Origin of the sequence: Pseudomonas sp. URMO17WK12:I11, from assembly GCF_007677725.1 — a bacterium.
Classification (GTDB): domain Bacteria; phylum Pseudomonadota; class Gammaproteobacteria; order Pseudomonadales; family Pseudomonadaceae; genus Aquipseudomonas.
In genome coordinates, this window is the sequence record NZ_VEDF01000006.1 from 222,288 (window position 1) to 242,094 (window position 19,807).

Genomic DNA, 19,807 nt, shown 5'->3' on the forward strand with positions numbered 1-19,807 from the left:
CTGTTTACCTTGGCCCGCTTTGAATGGCCAAGGAACCTGCACATGCCTGCCCCAACCCCTCCCCGCTCCTCGCTCGCGCGCACTGCGCTGGTGGGCTTTCCACGCCCTGACACGCTTGCAGCGAAACTGCTCGAAGATTGGCTCAAGGCGCGCGGCGTCACTGTCTCGCCCGCTGCCATCGATGTCGTCACCTTGCATTATCAGTACACGCGCCTGGCCGCCAACCCGGATCGCTATACCCTCACAGCAGTGGTCAAGCAGCGGGCCAACCTGGTCGAAGCCATGCTCGGCAACTGGCAAGGAGAGCCCGCGGCCGGCTACACCGGCCTGCACTACGGTGATTGGGCGGGCCTGGCGCCGCTCGAGGCGGTGGTGGTGGTCAAGCGCCTGGACCCGCTGTCGGCCTGGTCCAATGCCTCGCCCTATCTCATTTTCAATGGCTTGTACCGGCATACCGCCAGCGGCGAATACAGCCCCGCCACACGCCTGAACATTCGTGCTGAAGATTTTCAGGCCTACCTGTGGGAAACCCATCTGCATGCGCGCTTGAAGGTTCAGCTCGACAGCTATTGGACGGCCAGTCAAGCGCGTTACCGGCGTGCGCTGAAGATCGCTTTCATCAATGCCTGCAACCGCCAGGTGCGCGCAGGCGAATTGAGCGAAGCAGCCCGCGTGCTGGCCTGGCAAGCAGCTGCGATCGTTGCCCCGAGCCCGCGGCCGATCAAGTGCTGGATGTTGAACGTCTATGGCTACCGCAGTACGTCGTTGTTGTGCATCAAGCCAGACGACAATGCCCACGTGCTGCTGTATCTGCCGGGCAACGCGTCGCCGCTGCATGAGTTCAGCGACATGGCGGCGCTCAAGCAATGGTTCGCCCGGCAATGCCAGGAGCCGGCCAAGCGCGAGTGGCTGCAAAAGTGCTTCTCCCCCGCCGATTGGGAGGACGGCCTGGATTACAGCGGACTGCGCACGGCGCTCGAAGGACTTGGCGTCTATCCACGGGCGCACCACCTGCCGATCAACTACACAGGCTTTGCTACCAGCGGCGTCTGGAGCCCGGAGGAAACCATCGATTTCGCACCCCAGACCAATAGCCGGCCGATTGCCGGCGACCTGTTCAGCCACCTGGCCGAGCGCCAGCGCCAGCGCAGTTATGACGAGGCTGACTACCTGGTGGTGACCAATCAACAGATCGACCGCAGACGTCTGGGCAACTACTTGAACATCGCCCTGGGCATGCTGGCGCCGATGGCATTGGTGGTGCCGGAACTGATACCGGTGCTGGTACTGGGCGGCTTGTCGCAATTCGGCATCGGCCTCGACCAGGCCGTCAATGGCCACTCCCTGGAAGAGAAGGCTCAAGGCGTCGAAAACCAGGTGTTCGGGCTGTTCAACGCGGCGCCGCTGACACTCGGGGTCGAGCGCGCCACCCAGGTTTTCCGTTATCTGCGGCCCGGCTTCAGCCGCCCGTCACAGCTGGCGCAATTGCTCGGTGAATCGACCCCTGCGACCGAAACGATCGAACTGCTGCCTGCCGAGTGGGCGTTTCACCAGCCAGGGGAGGTGCCATCGGATTCCAGCTCACCGGTGTTGGACAGCATCGATGAAGACCTGGCCCACCGCTTCGAGGGTGCGTTCGACAGCGATACTGGCGTGCACACCGAGCCTGTCGTGCTCGACCTGCGCGGCAACAGCTTCATCAAGGTTGCCGAACTCGCGCTACTCGCGCCTTCGCGCTGGATCATCGCCAGCGGCAGCTCCCAGACCCTGACCCGACTGCTCGACCTGCAGCGCGCGGTGACCGATGCCCAGCGCACCATGACCCTGCAGCAATTGGGAATCGAACTGGAGTATCCACTGGACTACTCGCATTTCGACAGCCTGGTGCGCACCCCCATTCCACACATCGTCTCCAGCCTCTGGGTGGGGGACAAGGTCATTGCCGGCAGTTTTCTCGACGCACTGGTGCACAACGCCAGCGCCCTGCATGGCACGGGTTTTACCTATCAACTGTTCCTCTCGCGGCAGTACCCGAGCGTGTACCAGACCAACCTGCGACTGCTGCAGGCCAACGCCCCACACCTGAACGTCTTCCCCTTGGAAGATGAAGGCTTCTACCAGGCCTTCACCCGTTCGGCCTACTTCCCCCAGTACCAGGCGGCGATGGGCAGCGCTGGGGCCGAGGCGACCAACTTCAGCTCAGCCACCGATATCCTGCGCTACCGCCTGCTCAAGCACTTCGGCGGCCTGTACCTGGACGCCGACGATCGCCTGCTCAATGCCGCATCCCCGCCAGGCAGCCTGCCCTTGGCCAACCAGCCGCTGCGCACCACCGCCGATGGTCTGCTGCTCTCGCCACCGGTGTCCAACGAGCAACTGGGCATGGACATCAAGTACAACAGCAGCGCGATTGGCAGCCATCCGCACAATCCGACGCTAGACGCCATCTCCGACGAGATGCTCAGGCGTTACCAGCAGGACCCTACCTTCTACGCCAGCCGCCCCGATTGGCGGCTTGATCCAGTGGCATTCAATGCCTATGCCAGACGCCTGAACAAGCTCACAGGCCCTGGCGTGCTCAATGACGTGATCGATGCCCGCCTGCCCTGGCTCAAGCAACTGCGCGAAATGTGCAGGCTACTGGTCTCGCCCGTGTACAACATCCACAGCACGTTGGACCTGACCCGCTTGAGCCAACTGCTGCGCGAGCACGTGCCACTCGATCAATTCATCGAGGTCGGTCGGGCCCATAGCTGGCAGCACACCTGAGCCGTGGGTTGACGACTGCTATATGTACCGCCCGAAGGGTGTGCCACTTCGCCAGGCTGGCACGCCCTCACTTCGCGAGTCACTCGGTATGCGCAAAGCCATCATCAACGCCACTGGCGTGCAGTACGTCCGCGATCACCTGACCACCCTGCCGCGTCCCGATCAACAGGCCATCGCCGCTTTGAAGCGCTGGAGCAGCGAACGCGGCCAACCGCTGGATCCGGACCAGGTCGAGGTCATCACCCTGCATTACCAAGCCGACGGCGCACGCGGCTATCGCGCTGCCATCACCCAACGCATGACCCTGACCGAGGCGATCCTGGCCAATTGGCAAGGCGAGAGTGCCAGCAACCTGGCGGGTGCTCTGTTCGGCGAGCCTTGGGCCGGGACGTTTCCCCAGGGCCGGGTAACCTTCGTCGACCACCTGCCGGCGCCTGGGCAATGGCAAGCAGGCGCCGGCTATCAGGTATTCAATGGCCTGTTTCGCCGCCAACGCCCTCAGCGCATCGACGCCAGTACCCAGGTGCAGATACCCGCCGAGGCATTCGAAGCGTTCATCTGGAACCTCGACCTGCACAGCGCCTACCTGGCCACGCTGGACCGCTACTGGCAAAGCGCTTTTGAAAGCCATCGCCTGACGGCCAAGCTAGCCTTCGTCAGCGCCTGCAACAAGCAGGTGCAGGAAGGCTCGCTGAGCGATGCCGGACGCAAGCTGGTGTGGCAGGCTGCGGGACTGATGGCGCCAGCACCCGGACACCAGGCCTGCCTGCTCAATGTCTATGGCTACCTCGCCAACGATGCAGTGTGCATCAGCGCCGCCGATGCGCCGCTGACGGTGCTGTACCTGCCGGGCAACAGTTCGCCGCTGCTGGAATTCCCCAACCTCGATGCCCTGCGCGACTGGTTTGGCGAGCAATGCCAGGACGCCGACAAACGTCGCGCGCTCAAGCGCTATTTTGCCCAGGCCGACAGGCCCGATGGGCTGGACTTCAGTGGCCTGGATACCGCGCTGACCGGTCTTGGCGTCTATCCTGCCATTCACCACCGCTCGCCCAACCGCGCAGGGTTCACCACCGACGGGCCGTGGGCGCCACGCGACTATGTTCATTATCGCCCCGAGCACTACAGCCCGCCGATCACTGGCGAGCTGTTCCACGCGCTGACCGTGCACCAGAAAGCGCGCAGCTACAGCGAGGCGGATTTCATCGTTACCAGCCAGGCGCAGGTGAACAAAGGCAAGTGGCTGGGCTACCTGAACAACACATTGACGATCCTCGCGCCACTGGCCATTGTCGTGCCCGAGCTGGTGCCGCTGCTGGCGGCAGGTGGGGTCGCGCAGCTGGGTCTGGGCCTGGACCGCGCCATCCATGGCAAAGGCGTCGAGCAACAGGCGCAAGGCGTCGAACAGGCGCTGTACGGCGTGTTCAACGCAGTGCCCGTGCTCGCTGAAGGGCTGGCCAACGGCGCGCTGTTTCGGGTCAAAAGCGAAAACTTCGTCCCGCCTAGCCGAATCAACGAACAGTTGGGCTACCCACTGAGCCCAATGCACGCGCCGCAATTGCCCGCGCTGGACGTTGCCGAATACTTTCATATCCCCGACGACATCCCGCCGCTACCCGGCGCGGATGAAACGACGGCCAATGCAGTGACCCGAACGCCACGCTACGACGGCTGTGCCGATCGGTTGCAGGCGGAGATCGGTGGCTACAACTGGGAGGTGCTGTACGACCTGCAAGCCGATGCGTTCATCATGGAGGAAGACGCTAACGAAGTCGCGCCACGTCACTACATCGCTCGACCTGGAGCGCGCGCCCTGAGGCCGGTGCCACCTGGGCGCGTAGTAACCGATGAAATGCGCTGCGCGACCTTGCGCGCCCTGGGCGTTGACCTGCCACTGCCGCTGACCCTGGCGGAAAACTCGCTGGCCGCTGCTGCGCCGATCCCCAAAACGATTTCCAGCCTGTGGGTCGGCGACAAGGTCATCGATGCGCAGCTGCTCGCCAACCTTGCGCGCAACGCCGACCTGCTGCAAACCAGCCAGTACAGCTACCGGGTGTTCGTGTCTGGCGCTTCGCCTGCAGCCTTCGAGGAAAACCTGCGCTTGCTTGGCGAGAAGGCCCCAGGCCTGCAAGCCTTGCACCTGGAACAGCAGCCGTTCTTCCAGGCCTTCATGAAAAGCAAGTACTACCGGCAATACCAGGCGGCGCTCGAGGGTAATGGCGGCGTCGCCAGCAACTTTGCCTCGGCCGCCGATGACCTGCGCTTCTTCATGCTCGACCATGACGGCGGGCTGTACCTGGATATGGACGACAGCCTGCTGCAAGCCGGCGAAAACGGCGACGGGGAGTTCATCGACCAGGTGCCGCTGCTGGCGAGCCCAGACGGTTTGGTGCTGGCGCCACCGGTGTGCAACGAAAAGCTCGGCATGAACTTCGAGTTCAACACCAGCATGATCGGCAGCCATCCCGACAACCCCACCCTCAAGGCGATTCTCGAAGAGATGTACAGCCGCTACCAAGCGACACCAACGTTCTATGACAGCAAGCCCAGCCTTGCCAGCGACCCGGCGGCGTTCTATCACTACGCCCGCGAGCTCAGTCGCCTCACCGGCCCGCGGCTGATGACCGATGTGCTCGACCGCAGCCTGCCTGCGCTGTATCGGCTGCGCCAGTTGCACAACCTGTGCCGGGTACCGACCATCAATGCCTGGTTGGGCTTCGAATCCGCTGCATTCGAACAAGCGGTGCGCGATAACCTGCCGTTGAGCCGCGTGGCGAAGATGGGCGGTGCGAACTCGTGGGCCGATACCTGAGCGCGTGACCTTGATGCAGAAAGGGCCGCAATGCGGCCCTTTCTTCAGTCTGCGCGATGCAGCTTGCTCATCAGTTCGGCTTCAGCCTGGGTCAGACCGCAGGTTTCGGTCAACTCGGCGACGCTGGCGCCCATGCCCACCAGCTTGGCCGCCTGGGTAAAGGTCACGCTGTTGGGGTCGCGCTGCTCCAGTTGCTGCAGCTTTTCTGGCAATGGCGCCACGGTCGCCCGCAGTTCATGAATCGCCTCGCCCATGCGCACGGTGCCGTTCTGGTAGTCGTCCAGGCGTTTGGCCAAGTCCTTGATGCGCTGGTCACGCAGCGCATCGCCCACCGCCTGCTGCGCCGCCAGCTCGCGCTGACGCTTGCTGTAGTTGAGGAAGAACCACAGGCTCAGCGCCCACATCAGCGCCAGAAAAATTACCGCGACCTCGAAGATCAACTCAGATGTTCTCCAGCTCGGACCACTCTTCCTCGGTCATCATCTTGTCCAGCTCGACCAGGATCAGCAGCTCGCCATTCTTGTTGCACACGCCCTGGATGAACTTGGCCGATTCCTCGTTACCCACGTTCGGCGCGGTTTCGATTTCCGACTGACGCAGGTACACCACCTCGGCCACGCTGTCGACCAGGATGCCGACCACTTGCTTGTCAGCCTCGATGATGACGATACGAGTATTGTCACTGACATCCGACGGCATCAGGCCAAAGCGCTGACGGGTATCGATCACCGTCACCACGTTGCCACGCAAGTTGATGATGCCCAGCACGTAGCTCGGCGCACCTGGCACCGGCGCGATCTCGGTGTAGCGCAGCACTTCCTGCACTTGCATGACGTTGATGCCGTAGGACTCGTTGTCCAGCCGGAAGGTTACCCACTGCAGGATCGGATCTTCAGAACCTTGCGCAGACGACTTTTTCATTGCCCTAGCCCTCTAAATCGCCGTTTGGCGGTTGTGTTCGGTGTTATTTCTGTTGGCCCTGCAACTGCTTGGCGGCGCCACTGGCGATCAGCTCGGCCAGCGCGGCCACATCCAGCAGTGCACACATGTGTTCGATGACCGTACCGGCCAGCCACGGACGCTGGCCGCGTTGGCTGCGCCACTTGATTTCTTCCGGGTCCAGGCGCAGCGAGCGGCTGACCTGGTGCACGGCCAAGCCCCATTCGTAGCCCTGCACGGAAATCACGTAGTTCAGGCCCTGGCGAAAGTCATCGCGGTAGCGGTCAGGCATGACCCAGCGCGCGGTGTCGAGCACCTTCAAGTTGCCTGCCTGGCAGGTCAGGATGCCCAGGAACCAGTCCGGCTGGCCAAACAGCGGCGTCAGTTCCTGACCTTCCAGGCTGTAGATCGAGCCCAGGCACACCAGCGGCACCGCCAGGGTCAACCCGGCCACGTCGAACAGCAGGCACTCGAATGGCTCGGCTGCCCAGGCCGGGCGGCCGTCGATGGCCCCCGGCGGCGGTGCCGCGGCCACACTGCCGGCGCCCGGCAAATGCACCTCCACCAGCGGCGCAACCGGCTCCGGGGCCTGCACCTGAGTCAACGGCGCAATCGAGGCCTGGGCCACGACTGCCGCCTCGACCACAGAAACTACCGGTTGCTCCGGCGCCAGCAGCTTGGGCATGACCTGCGCTGGCGGCTCGGCGAAGGGCTTGGGCACCGACAGCGTGGGCCGCGCATCACGCGCTTGCTCCTCGCGCACGGCCGCCGCGAATTCGTCAGCCACGGCAGGCGCCTCGGCCGGGCCAGGCAGATCGAGCAGATCCTCGGCCTCGGTGGCATCCTGCAGCAACCCGTCAAGATAAGACTGCAAGGCCAGTTGCGGCTTGGTCCCTACTGGCCGGTTCATGAGGCCACCTGCGCGACCGGTTTGTAGGTCAGCATGTGCTTGAGCAGTGCCCGGTAGGCGATCACGCCGCGGCTCTTGCCATCGAATTGCGAAGGTGTCAGGCCATTGCGGCTGGCATCGCGCAGGCGTGTATCGACCGGAATGTAGCCCTGCCAGACCTGTTGGTCGTAGGTGTCGCGCAGCACCTTGAGGGTACCGAGCGAGGCCTGGGTACGGCGGTCGAACAAGGTTGGGACGATCTGAAATGGCAGCGCCTGGCGCCGCGAACGGTTGATCATGGTCAAGGTGCCGATCATGCGCTCAAGGCCCTTGACCGCAAGAAATTCGGTTTGCACCGGGATCACCAGCTGCTGGCTGGCCGCGAGGGCGTTGACCATCAGCACACCGAGCAGCGGCGGGCTGTCGATCAGCGCAAAGTCGAAATCCTGCCACAGCTGCGCCAGACTCTTGGCGATCACCAGGCCCAGACCGTTCTGCCCCGGCGACTGGCGCTCCAGCACGGCCAGCGCGGTACTCGACGGCAACAACGAGATACGCTCGTCACTGGTTGGCAGCAACAACTGGCCGGGCAGGCCCTGGGGCACGCTGCCTTTGTGCAGGAACAGGTCGTAGCAGCTGTGCTCCAGAGCATCGGGGTTATGCCCGAAATAGCTGGTCATCGAGCCATGCGGGTCGAGGTCGACGACGACCACGCGCTTGCCCGCCTCGGCCAGCAGGCCGGCCAGGGCGATGGTGGTCGTGGTCTTGCCGACGCCACCTTTTTGATTGGCTACTGCCCAGACTCTCATAGGACAACTCTTGACTCATTGATCGATCACCGCGCCGCCAGGCACAGCCCGTGCCTGCCACGGCACCGACAGGGACGCGCCTGCGGTGACGGAGAATTGACTAATTAACGCTTGCGCCAGCCGGTGCACTTTGTGTGCCAGCCCGGCGCATGGCGGCGTCCGGCGTTGCATTCGCGCTGCCGGTGGCAGTCAGGCTGCGGCGCACTTCCAGGTTGCGCGAAATCACCAATACCACGCGGCGGTTACGTGCCCGGCCTTCGGCGCTGTCATTGCTGGCAACCGGCTGGTATTCGCCATAGCCCACCGAGGCCATGCGTGCCGGGTTCACCCCTTCCATCGCCAGCAGGCGCACGATGCTGGCCGCCCGCGCCGCCGACAATTCCCAGTTGGTCGGGTACTGCGCAGTGCGAATCGGCAGGTTGTCGGTAAAGCCCTCGACATGCACCGGGTTGGCGAACGGCTTGAGGATGTTGCCGACCTTCTCGATGATGTCGAACGCCTTGTCGCTGGGCATGGCATCGCCACTGCCGAACAGCAAGGCCGAGTTGAGCTCGATTTCCACCCACAGCTCGTTGCCGCGCACGGTCATCTGGTTGGAGCTGATCAGGTCGCCGAAGGCGGCGCGCACATCATCGCTGATGCGCTTGAGCGGATCGACGCTGGCCTGCCCAAGGCCGGCATCGATCTGCTCGCTGTCGCGGATCAACGGCTCGGCGGGTTTGACGCTCAGCGGCTGCTCATCGCCGATGGGGATCGGCTTCATGCTGCGCTCAGGGTCGTTGAACACCCCGAGCAGGGCCTGGGAGATGACCTTGTACTTCCCCTCGTTGATCGAGGAAATCGAATACATGACCACGAAGAAGGCGAACAGCAAGGTGATGAAGTCGGCGTACGACACCAGCCAGCGTTCGTGGTTTTCATGCTCTTCGGTATGACGGCGGCGACGCATCGATTACTCCATGAAGCCTTGCAGCTTCAACTCGATCGAGCGCGGATTCTCACCCTCGGCGATCGACAGCAGGCCCTCGAGCAGCATTTCGCGGTAGCGCGACTGGCGCAGCACGATGGCCTTGAGCTTGTTGGCCACCGGCAGCAGGATCAGGTTGGCACTGGCCACGCCATAGATCGTGGCGACGAACGCCACGGCGATGCCGTTACCCAGTTGCGACGGGTCGGCCAGGTTGCCCATGACATGGATCAGCCCCATCACCGCGCCGATGATGCCGATGGTCGGCGCATAACCGCCCATGCTTTCGTACACCTTGGCCGCTTGGATATCACGGTTTTCCTGGGTCAGCAGGTCTACTTCGAGAATGCTGCGAATCGATTCGGGCTCGGCGCCGTCCACCAGCAGCTGCAAGCCCTTGCGTGCATACGGGTCCGGCTCGCCATCGGCCACCCCTTCCAGGCCGAGCAAACCTTCCTTGCGCGCCACCAGGCTCCAGTTCACCACGCGGTCGATGCCGCCTGCCAGGTCGACGCGCGGCGGGAAGAAGATCCAGCGCAAGATCTGCAGCGCGCGCTTGAACGCCGACAGCGGCGACTGCAGCAAGGCGGCGGCCAGAGTACCGCCAAGCACGATCAGCCCGGCCGGGCCATTGAGCAAGGCACCTACATGCCCGCCTTCAAGGAAATTGCCGCCCACGATGGCGACGAACGCCAGGATCAGGCCAATCAGGCTGAGCACATCCATCAGACACAGGCCTCGACCAGGTGCTTGCCGATTTCATCCAGGCTGTAGACCGCATCAGCCAGGTTGGCCTTGACGATGGCCATGGGCATGCCATAGATCACGCAACTGGCTTCATCCTGCGCCCACACGGTACTGCCGCCCTGCTTGAGCAGACGCGCACCTTCGCGGCCATCGGCGCCCATGCCGGTGAGGACCACCGAAAGCACCTTGTCGCCATAGGACTTGGCCGCCGAGCCAAAGGTGATGTCCACGCAAGGCTTGTAGTTCAGGCGCTCGTCACCGGGTAGGATCTTCACCGCGCCGCGGCCGTCGATCATCATCTGTTTGCCGCCAGGCGCCAGCAATGCCAGGCCCGGGCGCAGCATGTCGCCGTCCTCGGCTTCCTTGACGCTGATCTTGCACAGCTTGTCCAGACGCTCGGCAAAGGCCTTGGTGAACGCGGCAGGCATGTGCTGGATCAACACGATCGGCGCCGGGAAGGCGGCCGGCAACTGTGTCAGTACACGCTGCAGCGCCACCGGGCCACCGGTGGAGGTGCCGATCGCCACCAGTTTGTAGGGCTTGCGCTTGGGTGCGGGCGCGTGCGCCGCAGCAGCAACCGGGGCACTGCTACGCGGCGGCAGCGCACTGCGCGTTGGCGCTGCACTGGCGGCGCTGCTGGCCGGGGCATGGCTGCTGGCTGGCGCGGTGACGGCTGGGGCATGGCTAGCGTAGCCGCCAAAGCGGCGATTGCTGCGTGAGATCGTGTGGACCTTCTCGCACAGCAACTGCTTGACCTTGTCGGGGTTGCGCGAAATGTCTTCGAAGTTCTTCGGCAGGTAATCGACGGCGCCGGCATCCAGGGCGTCGAGGGTCACGCGCGCGCCTTCGTGGGTCAGCGACGAGAACATCAACACCGGCGTCGGGCAGCGCTGCATGATGTGCCGCACTGCGGTGATGCCGTCCATCATGGGCATTTCGTAGTCCATGGTGATGACATCTGGCTTGAGCGCCAGCGCCTGGTCGATCGCTTCCTTGCCATTGGTGGCAGTGCCGACCACCTGGATGGTCGGATCGGCCGAGAGGATTTCCGAAACGCGGCGGCGGAAGAAACCCGAATCATCCACCACCAGGACCTTGACTGCCATAAACACTCCATTAGACGGCGCACCCGGCCAGGGCATGCCGCCGAAAATCAGATACGCCGTGCCGCGTAACGCTTGAGCATGCTCGGCACGTCGAGAATCAGCGCGATGCGACCATCGCCGGTAATGGTGGCGCCGGACATGCCTGGGGTGCCTTGCAGCATCTTGCCCAGTGGCTTGATCACCACCTCTTCCTGACCGACCAACTGGTCGACCACGAAGCCGATGCGCTGGGTGCCCACCGACAGGATCACCACGTGACCCTCGTGCTGCTCTTCATGCACCTGCCCCTGCACCAGCCAGCGCTTGAGGTAGAACAGCGGCAAGGCCTTGTCACGCACGATCACCACTTCCTGGCCGTCGACCACGTTGGTGCGCGACAGGTCGAGGTGGAAGATCTCGTTGACGTTGACCAACGGGAAGGCGAAAGCCTGGTTGCCCAGCATCACCATCAGGGTCGGCATGATCGCCAGGGTCAGCGGCACCTTGATGACGATCTTCGAACCCTGGCCCTTGGCCGAGAAGATGTTGATCGAACCGTTGAGCTGGGAAATCTTGGTCTTCACCACGTCCATGCCGACGCCGCGGCCGGACACGTCGGAAATCTCGGTCTTGGTCGAGAAGCCCGGGGCGAAGATCAGGTTGTAGCAATCGGACTCGCTCAGGCGGTCGGCGGCGTCCTTGTCCATCAGGCCCTTTTCCACGGCCTTGGCCCGCAGGATGTTGGGGTCCATGCCCTTGCCGTCATCGGAGATCGACAGCAGGATATGGTCGCCCTCCTGCTCGGCCGACAACACCACGTGGCCGGTTCTGGCCTTGCCCGCGGCCTCACGCTCGTCGGGCATTTCCACACCGTGGTCGACAGCGTTGCGCACCAAGTGCACCAACGGGTCGGCCAGCGCTTCGACGAGGTTCTTGTCGAGGTCGGTTTCTTCGCCCACCAGCTCCAGGTTGATCTCTTTCTTGAGCTGGCGCGCCAGGTCGCGCACCAAGCGAGGGAAGCGGCCGAAGACCTTCTTGATCGGCTGCATGCGGGTTTTCATCACCGCCGTCTGCAGGTCGGCGGTGACCACGTCGAGGTTGGACACGGCCTTGGACATGGCCTCGTCACCGCTGTTCAGGCCCAGGCGCACCAGGCGGTTACGCACCAGCACCAGTTCGCCGACCATGTTCATGATCTCGTCCAGGCGTGCAGTGTCTACCCGAACCGTGGTTTCCGCCTCGCTGGCGTGTTTCTCAGGCGTCGGAGCGGCAGCGCGGGCAGGCGCGGCCGGCTTCGCCGCAGGGGCTGGAGCCGGTTGTGCCGCAGCCTTGGCCTGGGCTGGCGCCGCTACCGGCGCGGCGGCCGGCGCAGGCGCCTGGGCAACGGCGGTGTCGCCGGAAAACTTGCCTTTGCCATGCAGTTGATCGAGCAACGCTTCGAACTCGTGCTCGGAAATTTCATCACCGGCAGTGGGCGCAGGGGCAGCCTGTTGCGCGGCAGCTACCGCCGGCAGGGCATCGGCCTGGAAGGTGCCCTTGCCGTGCAGTTGGTCGAGCAGCGATTCGAACTCGGCGTCGCTGATTTCGTCGCTGGCAGGTGCAGCCGCGTCGCTTGCCGGCTCGGCAACGACTTCTGCAGAAAACTGGCCCTTGCCGTGCAACTGGTCGAGTAGCGATTCGAATTCGGCGTCGGTGATGTCGTCACCTGCGCCGCTGACGGTCTCGCCCTGCAGCTGGACATCGAATGCCGCCGCTTCGGCCTTGACCGCATCGAGCGAGTCGAGCAGTTGCTCGAACTCGGTGTCGGTGACATCCGCCTCGGCCGCTGCCGGTGCCGGCGCAGCCTCTGGCAGCGCTGCTGGCGCATCGAGGCTGGCAGGCTCGGCCAGGCGTGACAACGCTGCCAGCAGCTCGGGCGTGGCCGGGGTCACGGCGCTGCGCTCGCGCACCTGGCCGAACATGCTGTTGACCGTGTCCAGTGCTTCAAGCACCACGTCCATCAACTCGGCGTCGACCCGGCGCTCACCCTTGCGCAGGATGTCGAAGACGTTCTCGGCGATGTGGCAGCACTCCACCAGCTCGTTGAGCTGGAGGAAGCCGGCGCCCCCTTTTACAGTGTGGAAACCGCGAAAGATCGCATTGAGCAAGTCGGCATCGTCGGGTCGGCTTTCCAGCTCGACCAGTTGCTCGGACAGTTGCTCAAGAATTTCGCCGGCTTCTACCAGGAAATCCTGAAGGATTTCTTCATCGGCGCCGAAGCTCATTAAACGTGCTCCTTAAAAACCCAGACTGGACAGCAGATCGTCGACGTCGTCCTGACCGGACACAACGTCTTCTCGCTTATCGGCATGAATCTGCGGACCTTCACCCCGAGTCGGATGTTTTTCTTGATCTTTTTCAGCACGCAACTGCTGGTGGTCATGTTCGATGCCGGCAAAACGGTCGACTTGACTGGCCATCAGCACGAGCTTGAGCAGATTGCTTTCCACTTCGGTGACCAGCGCGGTCACGCGCTTGATCACCTGGCCGGTCAGGTCTTGGTAGTCCTGGGCCAGCAGAATATCGTTGAGGTGGCCGGCAACTTTGCGGTTACCCTCGGCGCTGTGCGTCAGAAAACTGTCGACGCGCTTGACCAGCTCGCGAAACTCCGGCGCTGCCACCTCGCGGCGCATGAAGCGCTGCCAATCGACACTCAGGCTCTGCGCCTCGGTGGCCAGATCGTTGAGCACCGGGGTGCTCTCTTCCACCAGGTCCATGGTGCGGTTGGCCGCACCTTCGGTGAGCTTGACCACGTAGGACAGGCGCTCGGTGGCGTCGGTGATCTGCGAGACTTCTTCGGCCTGCGGCATGTGCGGGTCGATCTGGAAACTGACGATGGCGCTATGCAGCTCGCGGGTAAGCTTGCCGACTTCCTGGTACAGGCCACGGTCGCGGGTCTGGTTGAGCTGGTGAATGAGTTGCACCGCGTCGCCGAAGCGCCCGCGTTCCAGGCTCTCGACCAGCTCCTGGGCATGTTTCTTCAGGGTCGACTCGAACTCCCCCAAAGACGTCTGTGATGATTGCATGGCGCCCCCTGACGTGGCTCAGCCGTTGACGCGCTCGAAGATCTTCTCGATCTTTTCCTTGAGCACCTGGGCAGTGAATGGCTTGACCACGTAGCCGTTGACGCCCGCCTGGGCGGCTTCGATGATCTGGTCGCGCTTGGCCTCGGCGGTGACCATCAGCACCGGCATGGTTTTCAGGCGGTCGTGTGCGCGCACCTTGCGCAGCAGGTCGATGCCGGACATGCCGGGCATGTTCCAGTCGGTGACCAGGAAGTCGTAATGGCCGCTCTCGAGCATCGGCAACGCAGTGGTGCCGTCATCGGCTTCATCGGTGTTGGTGAAGCCCAGGTCACGCAACAGATTCTTGATGATCCGCCGCATCGTCGAAAAGTCGTCAACGATGAGGATTTTCATGTCTTTGTTCAAGTAGACCTCCAAGCAGTCTCAAACGCGCTCGGCCCCGAGCGCGCGCATTCATTCAATTCGGTACAACGTGGAAAACGACTGCAACGACCCTCGGGCTCAACGCGCCCGCCATTCCCCAAGGCGGCTGCGCAAGCGCGCGGCGCACTGGCTGTGCAGCTGGCTGACCCGCGATTCGCTGACCCCCAGCACCTCACCGATTTCCTTGAGGTTCAGCTCTTCGTCGTAGTACAGCGCCAGCACCAGCCGCTCACGCTCCGGCAGATTGGCGATCGCGTCGGTCAGGGCAGCCTGGAAGCGCTCGTCTTCCAGATCGCGCGACGGCTCGACCTGGCCACTGACGCCATCCTCATGCAGGCCTTCGTGCTCGCCGTCCTGCAACAGGTCGTCGAAACTGAACAGCCGGCTACCCAAGGTATCGTTCAAGATCCCGTAGTAATCATCGAGACTCAATTGGAGTTCGGCAGCAACTTCATGATCTTTAGCGTCGCGGCCAGTTCTTGCTTCCACAGCACGCATCGCATCGCTGACCATGCGCGTATTACGGTGCACCGAACGCGGCGCCCAGTCGCCCTTGCGCACCTCGTCGAGCATGGCGCCACGGATACGAATACCGGCATAGGTCTCGAAGCTCGCGCCCTTGCTGGCGTCGTACTTGTTGGCCACTTCCAGCAGGCCGATCATGCCGGCCTGGATCAGGTCCTCGACCTGGACGTTGGCCGGCAGGCGCGCCAGCAAGTGGTAGGCGATGCGCTTGACCAGCGGCGCATAGCGCTCGACCAGCTCGTACTGGGCATCCTTGGACGCCTTGCTGTACATCTTGAAGCCGCTTGCGCTCATAGGACCGGTCCTGCGCTGGTGGGCTGCACCAGACGCTCGACGAAGAACTCAAGATGACCGCGCGGGTTGGCCGGCAACGGCCAGCTGTCGACCTTCTGCGCAATGGCCTTGAAGGCCAGCGCGCACTTGGAACGCGGGAAGGCCTCGTACACCGCACGTTGTTTCTGTACAGCCTTGCGCACGCTCTCGTCGTAGGGCACGGCGCCGACGTATTGTAAGGCGACATCGAGGAAGCGATCGGTGACCTTGGTCAACTTGGCGAACAGGTTGCGCCCCTCCTGGGGGCTCTGCGCCATGTTGGCCAGAACGCGGAAACGGTTCATACCGTAGTCGCGGTTGAGCAGCTTGATCAGTGCGTAGGCGTCGGTGATCGAGGTCGGCTCGTCGCAGACCACCAGCAACACCTCCTGGGCCGCGCGCACGAAGCTGACCACCGAGTCGCCGATTCCGGCTGCGGTGTCGATGACCAGCACGTCGAGGTTGTCGCCTACCTCGCTGAAGGCCTGGATCAAACCGGCGTGCTGGGCAGGGGCCAGGTGCACCATGCTCTGGGTGCCGGAGGCCGCCGGGACGATGCGCACCCCGCCCGGGCCCTGCAGAAGGACATCGCGCAGCTCGCAACGGCCTTCGATGACGTCGGCCAAGGTGCGCTTGGGCGTCAGGCCCAGCAACACATCGACGTTGGCCAGGCCCAGGTCGGCGTCCAGCAGCATCACCCGCCGGCCGAGTTCGGCCAGTGCCAGGGACAGGTTCACTGAAACGTTGGTCTTGCCCACGCCACCTTTACCACCGGTGACGGCAATTACCTGTACGGGATGCATGCTACCCATGTTGGTTGTTTACCTTGTCTCGCTTGGCCCCCTGCCACGCGCAACGCGCGATGACGGGTTCCGGAATGTAGGTACTGTGCATACGTTGGCTCCTCAACCCGCACGTCGCGGGTTGTGGTAGAGATCAGCGAACACGTCGGCCATGGCCTCTTCGCTGGGCTCGTCCTGCAATTGCACGTTGACTGCGCGGGTCACCAGCTGGTGCGGGCGCGGCAGGTGCAGATCATCAGGAATGCGCGGGCCATCGGTCAGGTAGGCCACGGGCAGTTCATGGGTGATGGCCAGGCTCAGCACGTCGCCGAGGCTCGCCGTTTCATCGAGTTTGCTCAGGATGCAACCGGCCAGCCCGCAGCGCTTGTAGCTGTGATAGGCAGCGGTCAGCACCTGCTTCTGGCTGGTGGTGGCCAGCACCAGGTAATTCTTGGCGGCGATGCCACGCCCGGCCAGGGTTTCCAGCTGCATGCGCAGGGCCGGGTCGCTGGCCTGCAAACCTGCGGTGTCGATCAGCACCACGCGCTTGCGCAGCAGTGGCTCGAGCGCGGCCGCCAGCGACTGCCCAGGGTCGACATAGGTCACCGGCACGTTGAGTATGCGGCCCAGGGTCTTGAGCTGCTCCTGAGCGCCAATGCGGAAGCTGTCCATGCTCACCAGGGCCAGGTTGTGCGGGCCGTACTTGAGCACGTAGCGCGCCGCGAGCTTGGCCAGGGTGGTGGTCTTGCCCATGCCGGCCGGGCCGACCATGGCGATCACGCCGCCCTCTTCGATCGGTTCTACCTGGGGCACCTGGATCATGCGGGCCAGATGCGCCAACAGCATGCGCCAGGCCTGGCGCGGTTCTTCGATTTCGCAGGTCAGATCAAGCAATTCGCGGGCGATCGGCCCGGACAGGCCAATGCGCTGCAAGCGCCGCCAAAGATTGGCCTGCGCCGGTTTCCTGCCCTGCAGCTGGTTCCAGGCCAGCGAGCCGAGCTGCACCTCGAGCAGCTCGCGCAGCCCCGAGAGCTCCGAGCGCATGGCATCGAACAGGCGCGGGTCGACCGCCGCCTGGGCTGGCGCGGCAGGCGCCGCCGGCACGTCAACGTGCGGCTCGATCAACGGCTCGGCGGCGGTCAGGGACTGGCCGGCGAACAGCTGGCGGTTGCCTTCGCTGGCGTCGCTGCGGCTGTCCAGCTCGGCCTGGGCGGTGGCGATACGCGATTGGGTCTTGCGCAGCTCTTCCTCGAGCTCGGCATTGGGCACCCGCGGGGCCAGCGCAGACAGCTTGTAGTCCAGCGCAGCGGTCAGCTCGACCCCGCCGGCGATGCGGCGGTTACCGATGATGGCGGCATCGGAGCCCAGCTCATCACGAACCAGCTTCATGGCCTGACGCATATCGGCGGCGAAGAAACGCTTGACTTGCATAATCCACTACCTCAGCCGTTGGGGCCCACTGTGGCAACGATGGTGACTTGCTTGTTATCCGGTATTTCCTGATACGCCAGAACATGCAAATTCGGTACAGCCAGGCGGCCGAATCGCGACAGCATCGCGCGGATCGGGCCAGCCACCAGGAGGATGGCCGGCTGGCCTTGCATCTCCTGGCGCTGGCAGGCGTCGATCAGCGAGCGCTGCAGCTTCTCAGCCATGCTCGGCTCAAGAAGAACACCGTCTTCCTGACCTTGCCCGGCCCTTTGCAAACTATTGAGCAAGATCTGTTCCAACCTTGGCTCCAGGGTGATAACAGGCAGCTCCGACTCAACGCCGACAATGCTTTGCACGATGGCGCGACACAATCCGACGCGCACAGCGGCGACTAGCGCGGCGGTATCTTGACTCTTGCTGGCGTTGTTGGCGATCGCCTCGGCAATACTGCGGATATCGCGCACCGGTACCTGCTCTGACAACAAGGCTTGCAAGACCTTCAACAGGCCTGACAAGGAAATGACACCCGGTACCAGCTCTTCTGCAAGTTTAGGCGAAGCCTTGGACAGCACCTGCAGCAACTGCTGGACCTCCTCGTGACCGATCAGCTCATGGCAATGCTTCTGCAGGATCTGGTTGAGGTGGGTAGCGACTACCGTGCTGGCGTCGACCACGGTATAGCCCAGCGACTGCGCCTGGGCGCGCTGGGCGATGTCGATCCACACCGCTTCCAGGCCGAAAGCCGGGTCGCGGGCAGCGATGCCGTTCAGGGTGCCGAACACCTGGCCGGGGTTGATCGCAAGCTCACGGTCGGGGTAGATATCGGCTTCGGCGAGAATCACGCCCATCAAGGTCAAGCGGTAGGCGCTGGGCTGCAGGTCGAGGTTATCGCGAATGTGCACGGTAGGCATGAGGAAGCCCAGGTCCTGCGAGAGCTTCTTGCGTACGCCCTTGATCCGCGCCAGCAACTGTCCGCCCTGGTTGCGATCGACCAGTGGAATCAGCCGGTAGCCAACCTCCAGGCCGATCATGTCGATGGGCGTCACGTCGTCCCAACCCAGCTCCTTGGTTTCCATGGCCCGCTGTGGCGATGGCAACAGGTCCTGCTGGCGCTGCGCTTCCTGCTGCGCGGCGATCTTGCCCTTTTGCTGCTTTTTCCACACCAGGTAGGCGCCGCCAGCGGCGAGCAGGCCGAGGCTGATGAAGGCGATGTGCGGCATGCCCGGCACCAGGCCCATGATGATCATCAACGCGGCCGAAACCGCCAGCGCCTTGGGCGAATCGAACATCTGCCGGTTGATCAGCTTGCCCATGTCCTCGGAGCCCGAAGCACGGGTGACCATGATCGCGGCGGCGGTGGACAGCAGCAGCGATGGCAACTGCGCCACCAAACCGTCACCGATGGTCAGCAGTGCGTAGACCTTGCCGGCGTCGCTGAACGACATGTTGTGCTGCAGCATGCCGATCAGCATGCCGCCGATCAGGTTGATGAACAGGATCAACAGGCCGGCGATGGCGTCGCCGCGCACGAACTTGCTGGCACCGTCCATCGAACCATAGAACTCGGCCTCCTGCGCCACCTCGGCGCGACGGGCCTTGGCCTGTGCCTGGTCGATCAGGCCGGCGTTGAGATCGGCATCGATGGCCATCTGCTTGCCGGGCATGGCGTCGAGGGTGAAGCGCGCACTGACCTCGGAAATCCGCCCGGCACCTTTGGTCACGACCACGAAGTTGATGATCATGAGGATGGCGAACACCACCGCACCCACCACGTAATTGCCGCCGATCACCACCTCACCGAAAGCCTGGATGACCTTACCGGCAGCGCCGTGGCCCTCCTGGCCGTGGAGCATCACCACGCGCGTTGAGGCCACGTTCAGCGCCAGGCGCAGCAAGGTCGCGACCAGCAGGATGGTGGGGAATGCGGCGAAGTCCAGGGGCCGCAAGGCATACACGCAGACCAACAGGACCACGATCGACAAGGCAATGTTGAAGGTGAAGAACACGTCGAGCAGGAACGGCGGTATCGGCAACATCATCATTGCCAACATCACCAGCAGCAGCAGCGGCACGCCCAGGTTGCCCCGGCCGAGTCCGGCCAGGTTGTTGCGGGCGTTGCTGATTAACTGAGTGCGATCCACCGCGAGTCCTCTTGATGCAAAACTTTGACGCCCGAGGGGCGCTCGGGCGTGGCTTTGCAAGAAGCTTTCCAACTTCGTTGGGCGCAGCGGATTTTGCGCTCGTGAGGTCGA

At 63.5% G+C, this 19,807-nt stretch carries 16 protein-coding genes; 2 read left to right on the forward strand and 14 right to left on the reverse strand.

Annotated elements, in window-relative coordinates:
- The first annotated feature begins 42 nt into the window (after positions 1-42).
- Positions 43-2,769, forward strand: coding sequence for a dermonecrotic toxin domain-containing protein (locus FS665_RS13955; RefSeq protein WP_145189272.1), 2,727 nt, complete (start codon positions 43-45; stop codon positions 2,767-2,769).
- An 88-nt stretch (positions 2,770-2,857) separates the two neighbouring features.
- Positions 2,858-5,581, forward strand: a complete 2,724-nt coding sequence (locus FS665_RS13960; RefSeq protein ID WP_145189274.1) for a dermonecrotic toxin domain-containing protein — start codon at positions 2,858-2,860, stop codon at positions 5,579-5,581.
- Between the two features lie 44 nt (positions 5,582-5,625).
- Here FS665_RS13960 and FS665_RS13965 read toward each other — a convergent pair whose 3' ends face one another.
- The 14 genes from FS665_RS13965 to flhA all read right to left on the reverse strand — a co-directional run bounded on the left by FS665_RS13965 (position 5,626) and on the right by flhA (position 19,696).
- Entirely contained in the window at positions 5,626-6,021 is a 396-nt protein-coding gene (locus FS665_RS13965; protein WP_145189277.1) for a DUF2802 domain-containing protein, read from the reverse strand.
- Between the two features lies 1 nt (position 6,022).
- Positions 6,023-6,502, reverse strand: coding sequence for a chemotaxis protein CheW (locus FS665_RS13970; protein WP_145189280.1), 480 nt, complete (start codon positions 6,500-6,502; stop codon positions 6,023-6,025).
- Positions 6,503-6,545: 43 nt separating this feature from the next.
- Positions 6,546-7,430, reverse strand: coding sequence for a CheW domain-containing protein (locus FS665_RS13975; RefSeq protein WP_145189283.1), 885 nt, complete (start codon positions 7,428-7,430; stop codon positions 6,546-6,548).
- Complete coding sequence (locus tag FS665_RS13980) at positions 7,427-8,218, reverse strand: ParA family protein (RefSeq protein ID WP_145189286.1); 792 nt, start codon at positions 8,216-8,218, stop codon at positions 7,427-7,429. Before FS665_RS13980 ends, FS665_RS13975 begins: the two co-directional genes overlap by 4 nt.
- A gap of 100 nt (positions 8,219-8,318) precedes the next feature.
- Positions 8,319-9,167: a flagellar motor protein MotD gene (gene motD / locus FS665_RS13985; protein WP_145189289.1), complete on the reverse strand. Its 849-nt coding sequence runs from the start codon at positions 9,165-9,167 to the stop codon at positions 8,319-8,321.
- Between the two features lie 3 nt (positions 9,168-9,170).
- Positions 9,171-9,911, reverse strand: a complete 741-nt coding sequence (locus FS665_RS13990; RefSeq protein ID WP_145189292.1) for a flagellar motor protein — start codon at positions 9,909-9,911, stop codon at positions 9,171-9,173.
- On the reverse strand, positions 9,911-11,038 hold the full coding sequence (locus tag FS665_RS13995) for a chemotaxis response regulator protein-glutamate methylesterase (RefSeq protein WP_145189296.1): 1,128 nt from the start codon (positions 11,036-11,038) through the stop codon (positions 9,911-9,913). Before FS665_RS13995 ends, FS665_RS13990 begins: the two co-directional genes overlap by 1 nt.
- A 47-nt stretch (positions 11,039-11,085) precedes the next feature.
- The gene (locus FS665_RS14000; protein WP_145189298.1) at positions 11,086-13,281 is read right to left on the reverse strand and encodes a chemotaxis protein CheA; all 2,196 of its coding nucleotides are present in this window, start codon (positions 13,279-13,281) and stop codon (positions 11,086-11,088) included.
- A gap of 12 nt (positions 13,282-13,293) precedes the next feature.
- A complete protein-coding gene (locus tag FS665_RS14005; protein WP_145189300.1) occupies positions 13,294-14,082 on the reverse strand; it encodes a protein phosphatase CheZ in 789 nt (262 codons plus the stop codon).
- A gap of 18 nt (positions 14,083-14,100) precedes the next feature.
- Complete coding sequence (locus tag FS665_RS14010; protein WP_103446503.1) at positions 14,101-14,475, reverse strand: chemotaxis response regulator CheY; 375 nt, start codon at positions 14,473-14,475, stop codon at positions 14,101-14,103.
- A 108-nt stretch (positions 14,476-14,583) separates the two neighbouring features.
- Complete coding sequence (gene fliA, locus FS665_RS14015) at positions 14,584-15,324, reverse strand: RNA polymerase sigma factor FliA (protein WP_145189303.1); 741 nt, start codon at positions 15,322-15,324, stop codon at positions 14,584-14,586.
- Positions 15,321-16,154, reverse strand: coding sequence for a flagellar synthesis regulator FleN (fleN, locus tag FS665_RS14020; protein ID WP_145189306.1), 834 nt, complete (start codon positions 16,152-16,154; stop codon positions 15,321-15,323). The genes fliA and fleN overlap by 4 nt, the downstream gene beginning before the upstream one ends.
- A 93-nt stretch (positions 16,155-16,247) precedes the next feature.
- Positions 16,248-17,555, reverse strand: coding sequence for a flagellar biosynthesis protein FlhF (gene flhF, locus FS665_RS14025; RefSeq protein WP_145189309.1), 1,308 nt, complete (start codon positions 17,553-17,555; stop codon positions 16,248-16,250).
- An 11-nt stretch (positions 17,556-17,566) separates the two neighbouring features.
- On the reverse strand, positions 17,567-19,696 hold the full coding sequence (gene flhA, locus FS665_RS14030; RefSeq protein ID WP_145189312.1) for a flagellar biosynthesis protein FlhA: 2,130 nt from the start codon (positions 19,694-19,696) through the stop codon (positions 17,567-17,569).
- Positions 19,697-19,807: the final 111 nt, after the last annotated feature.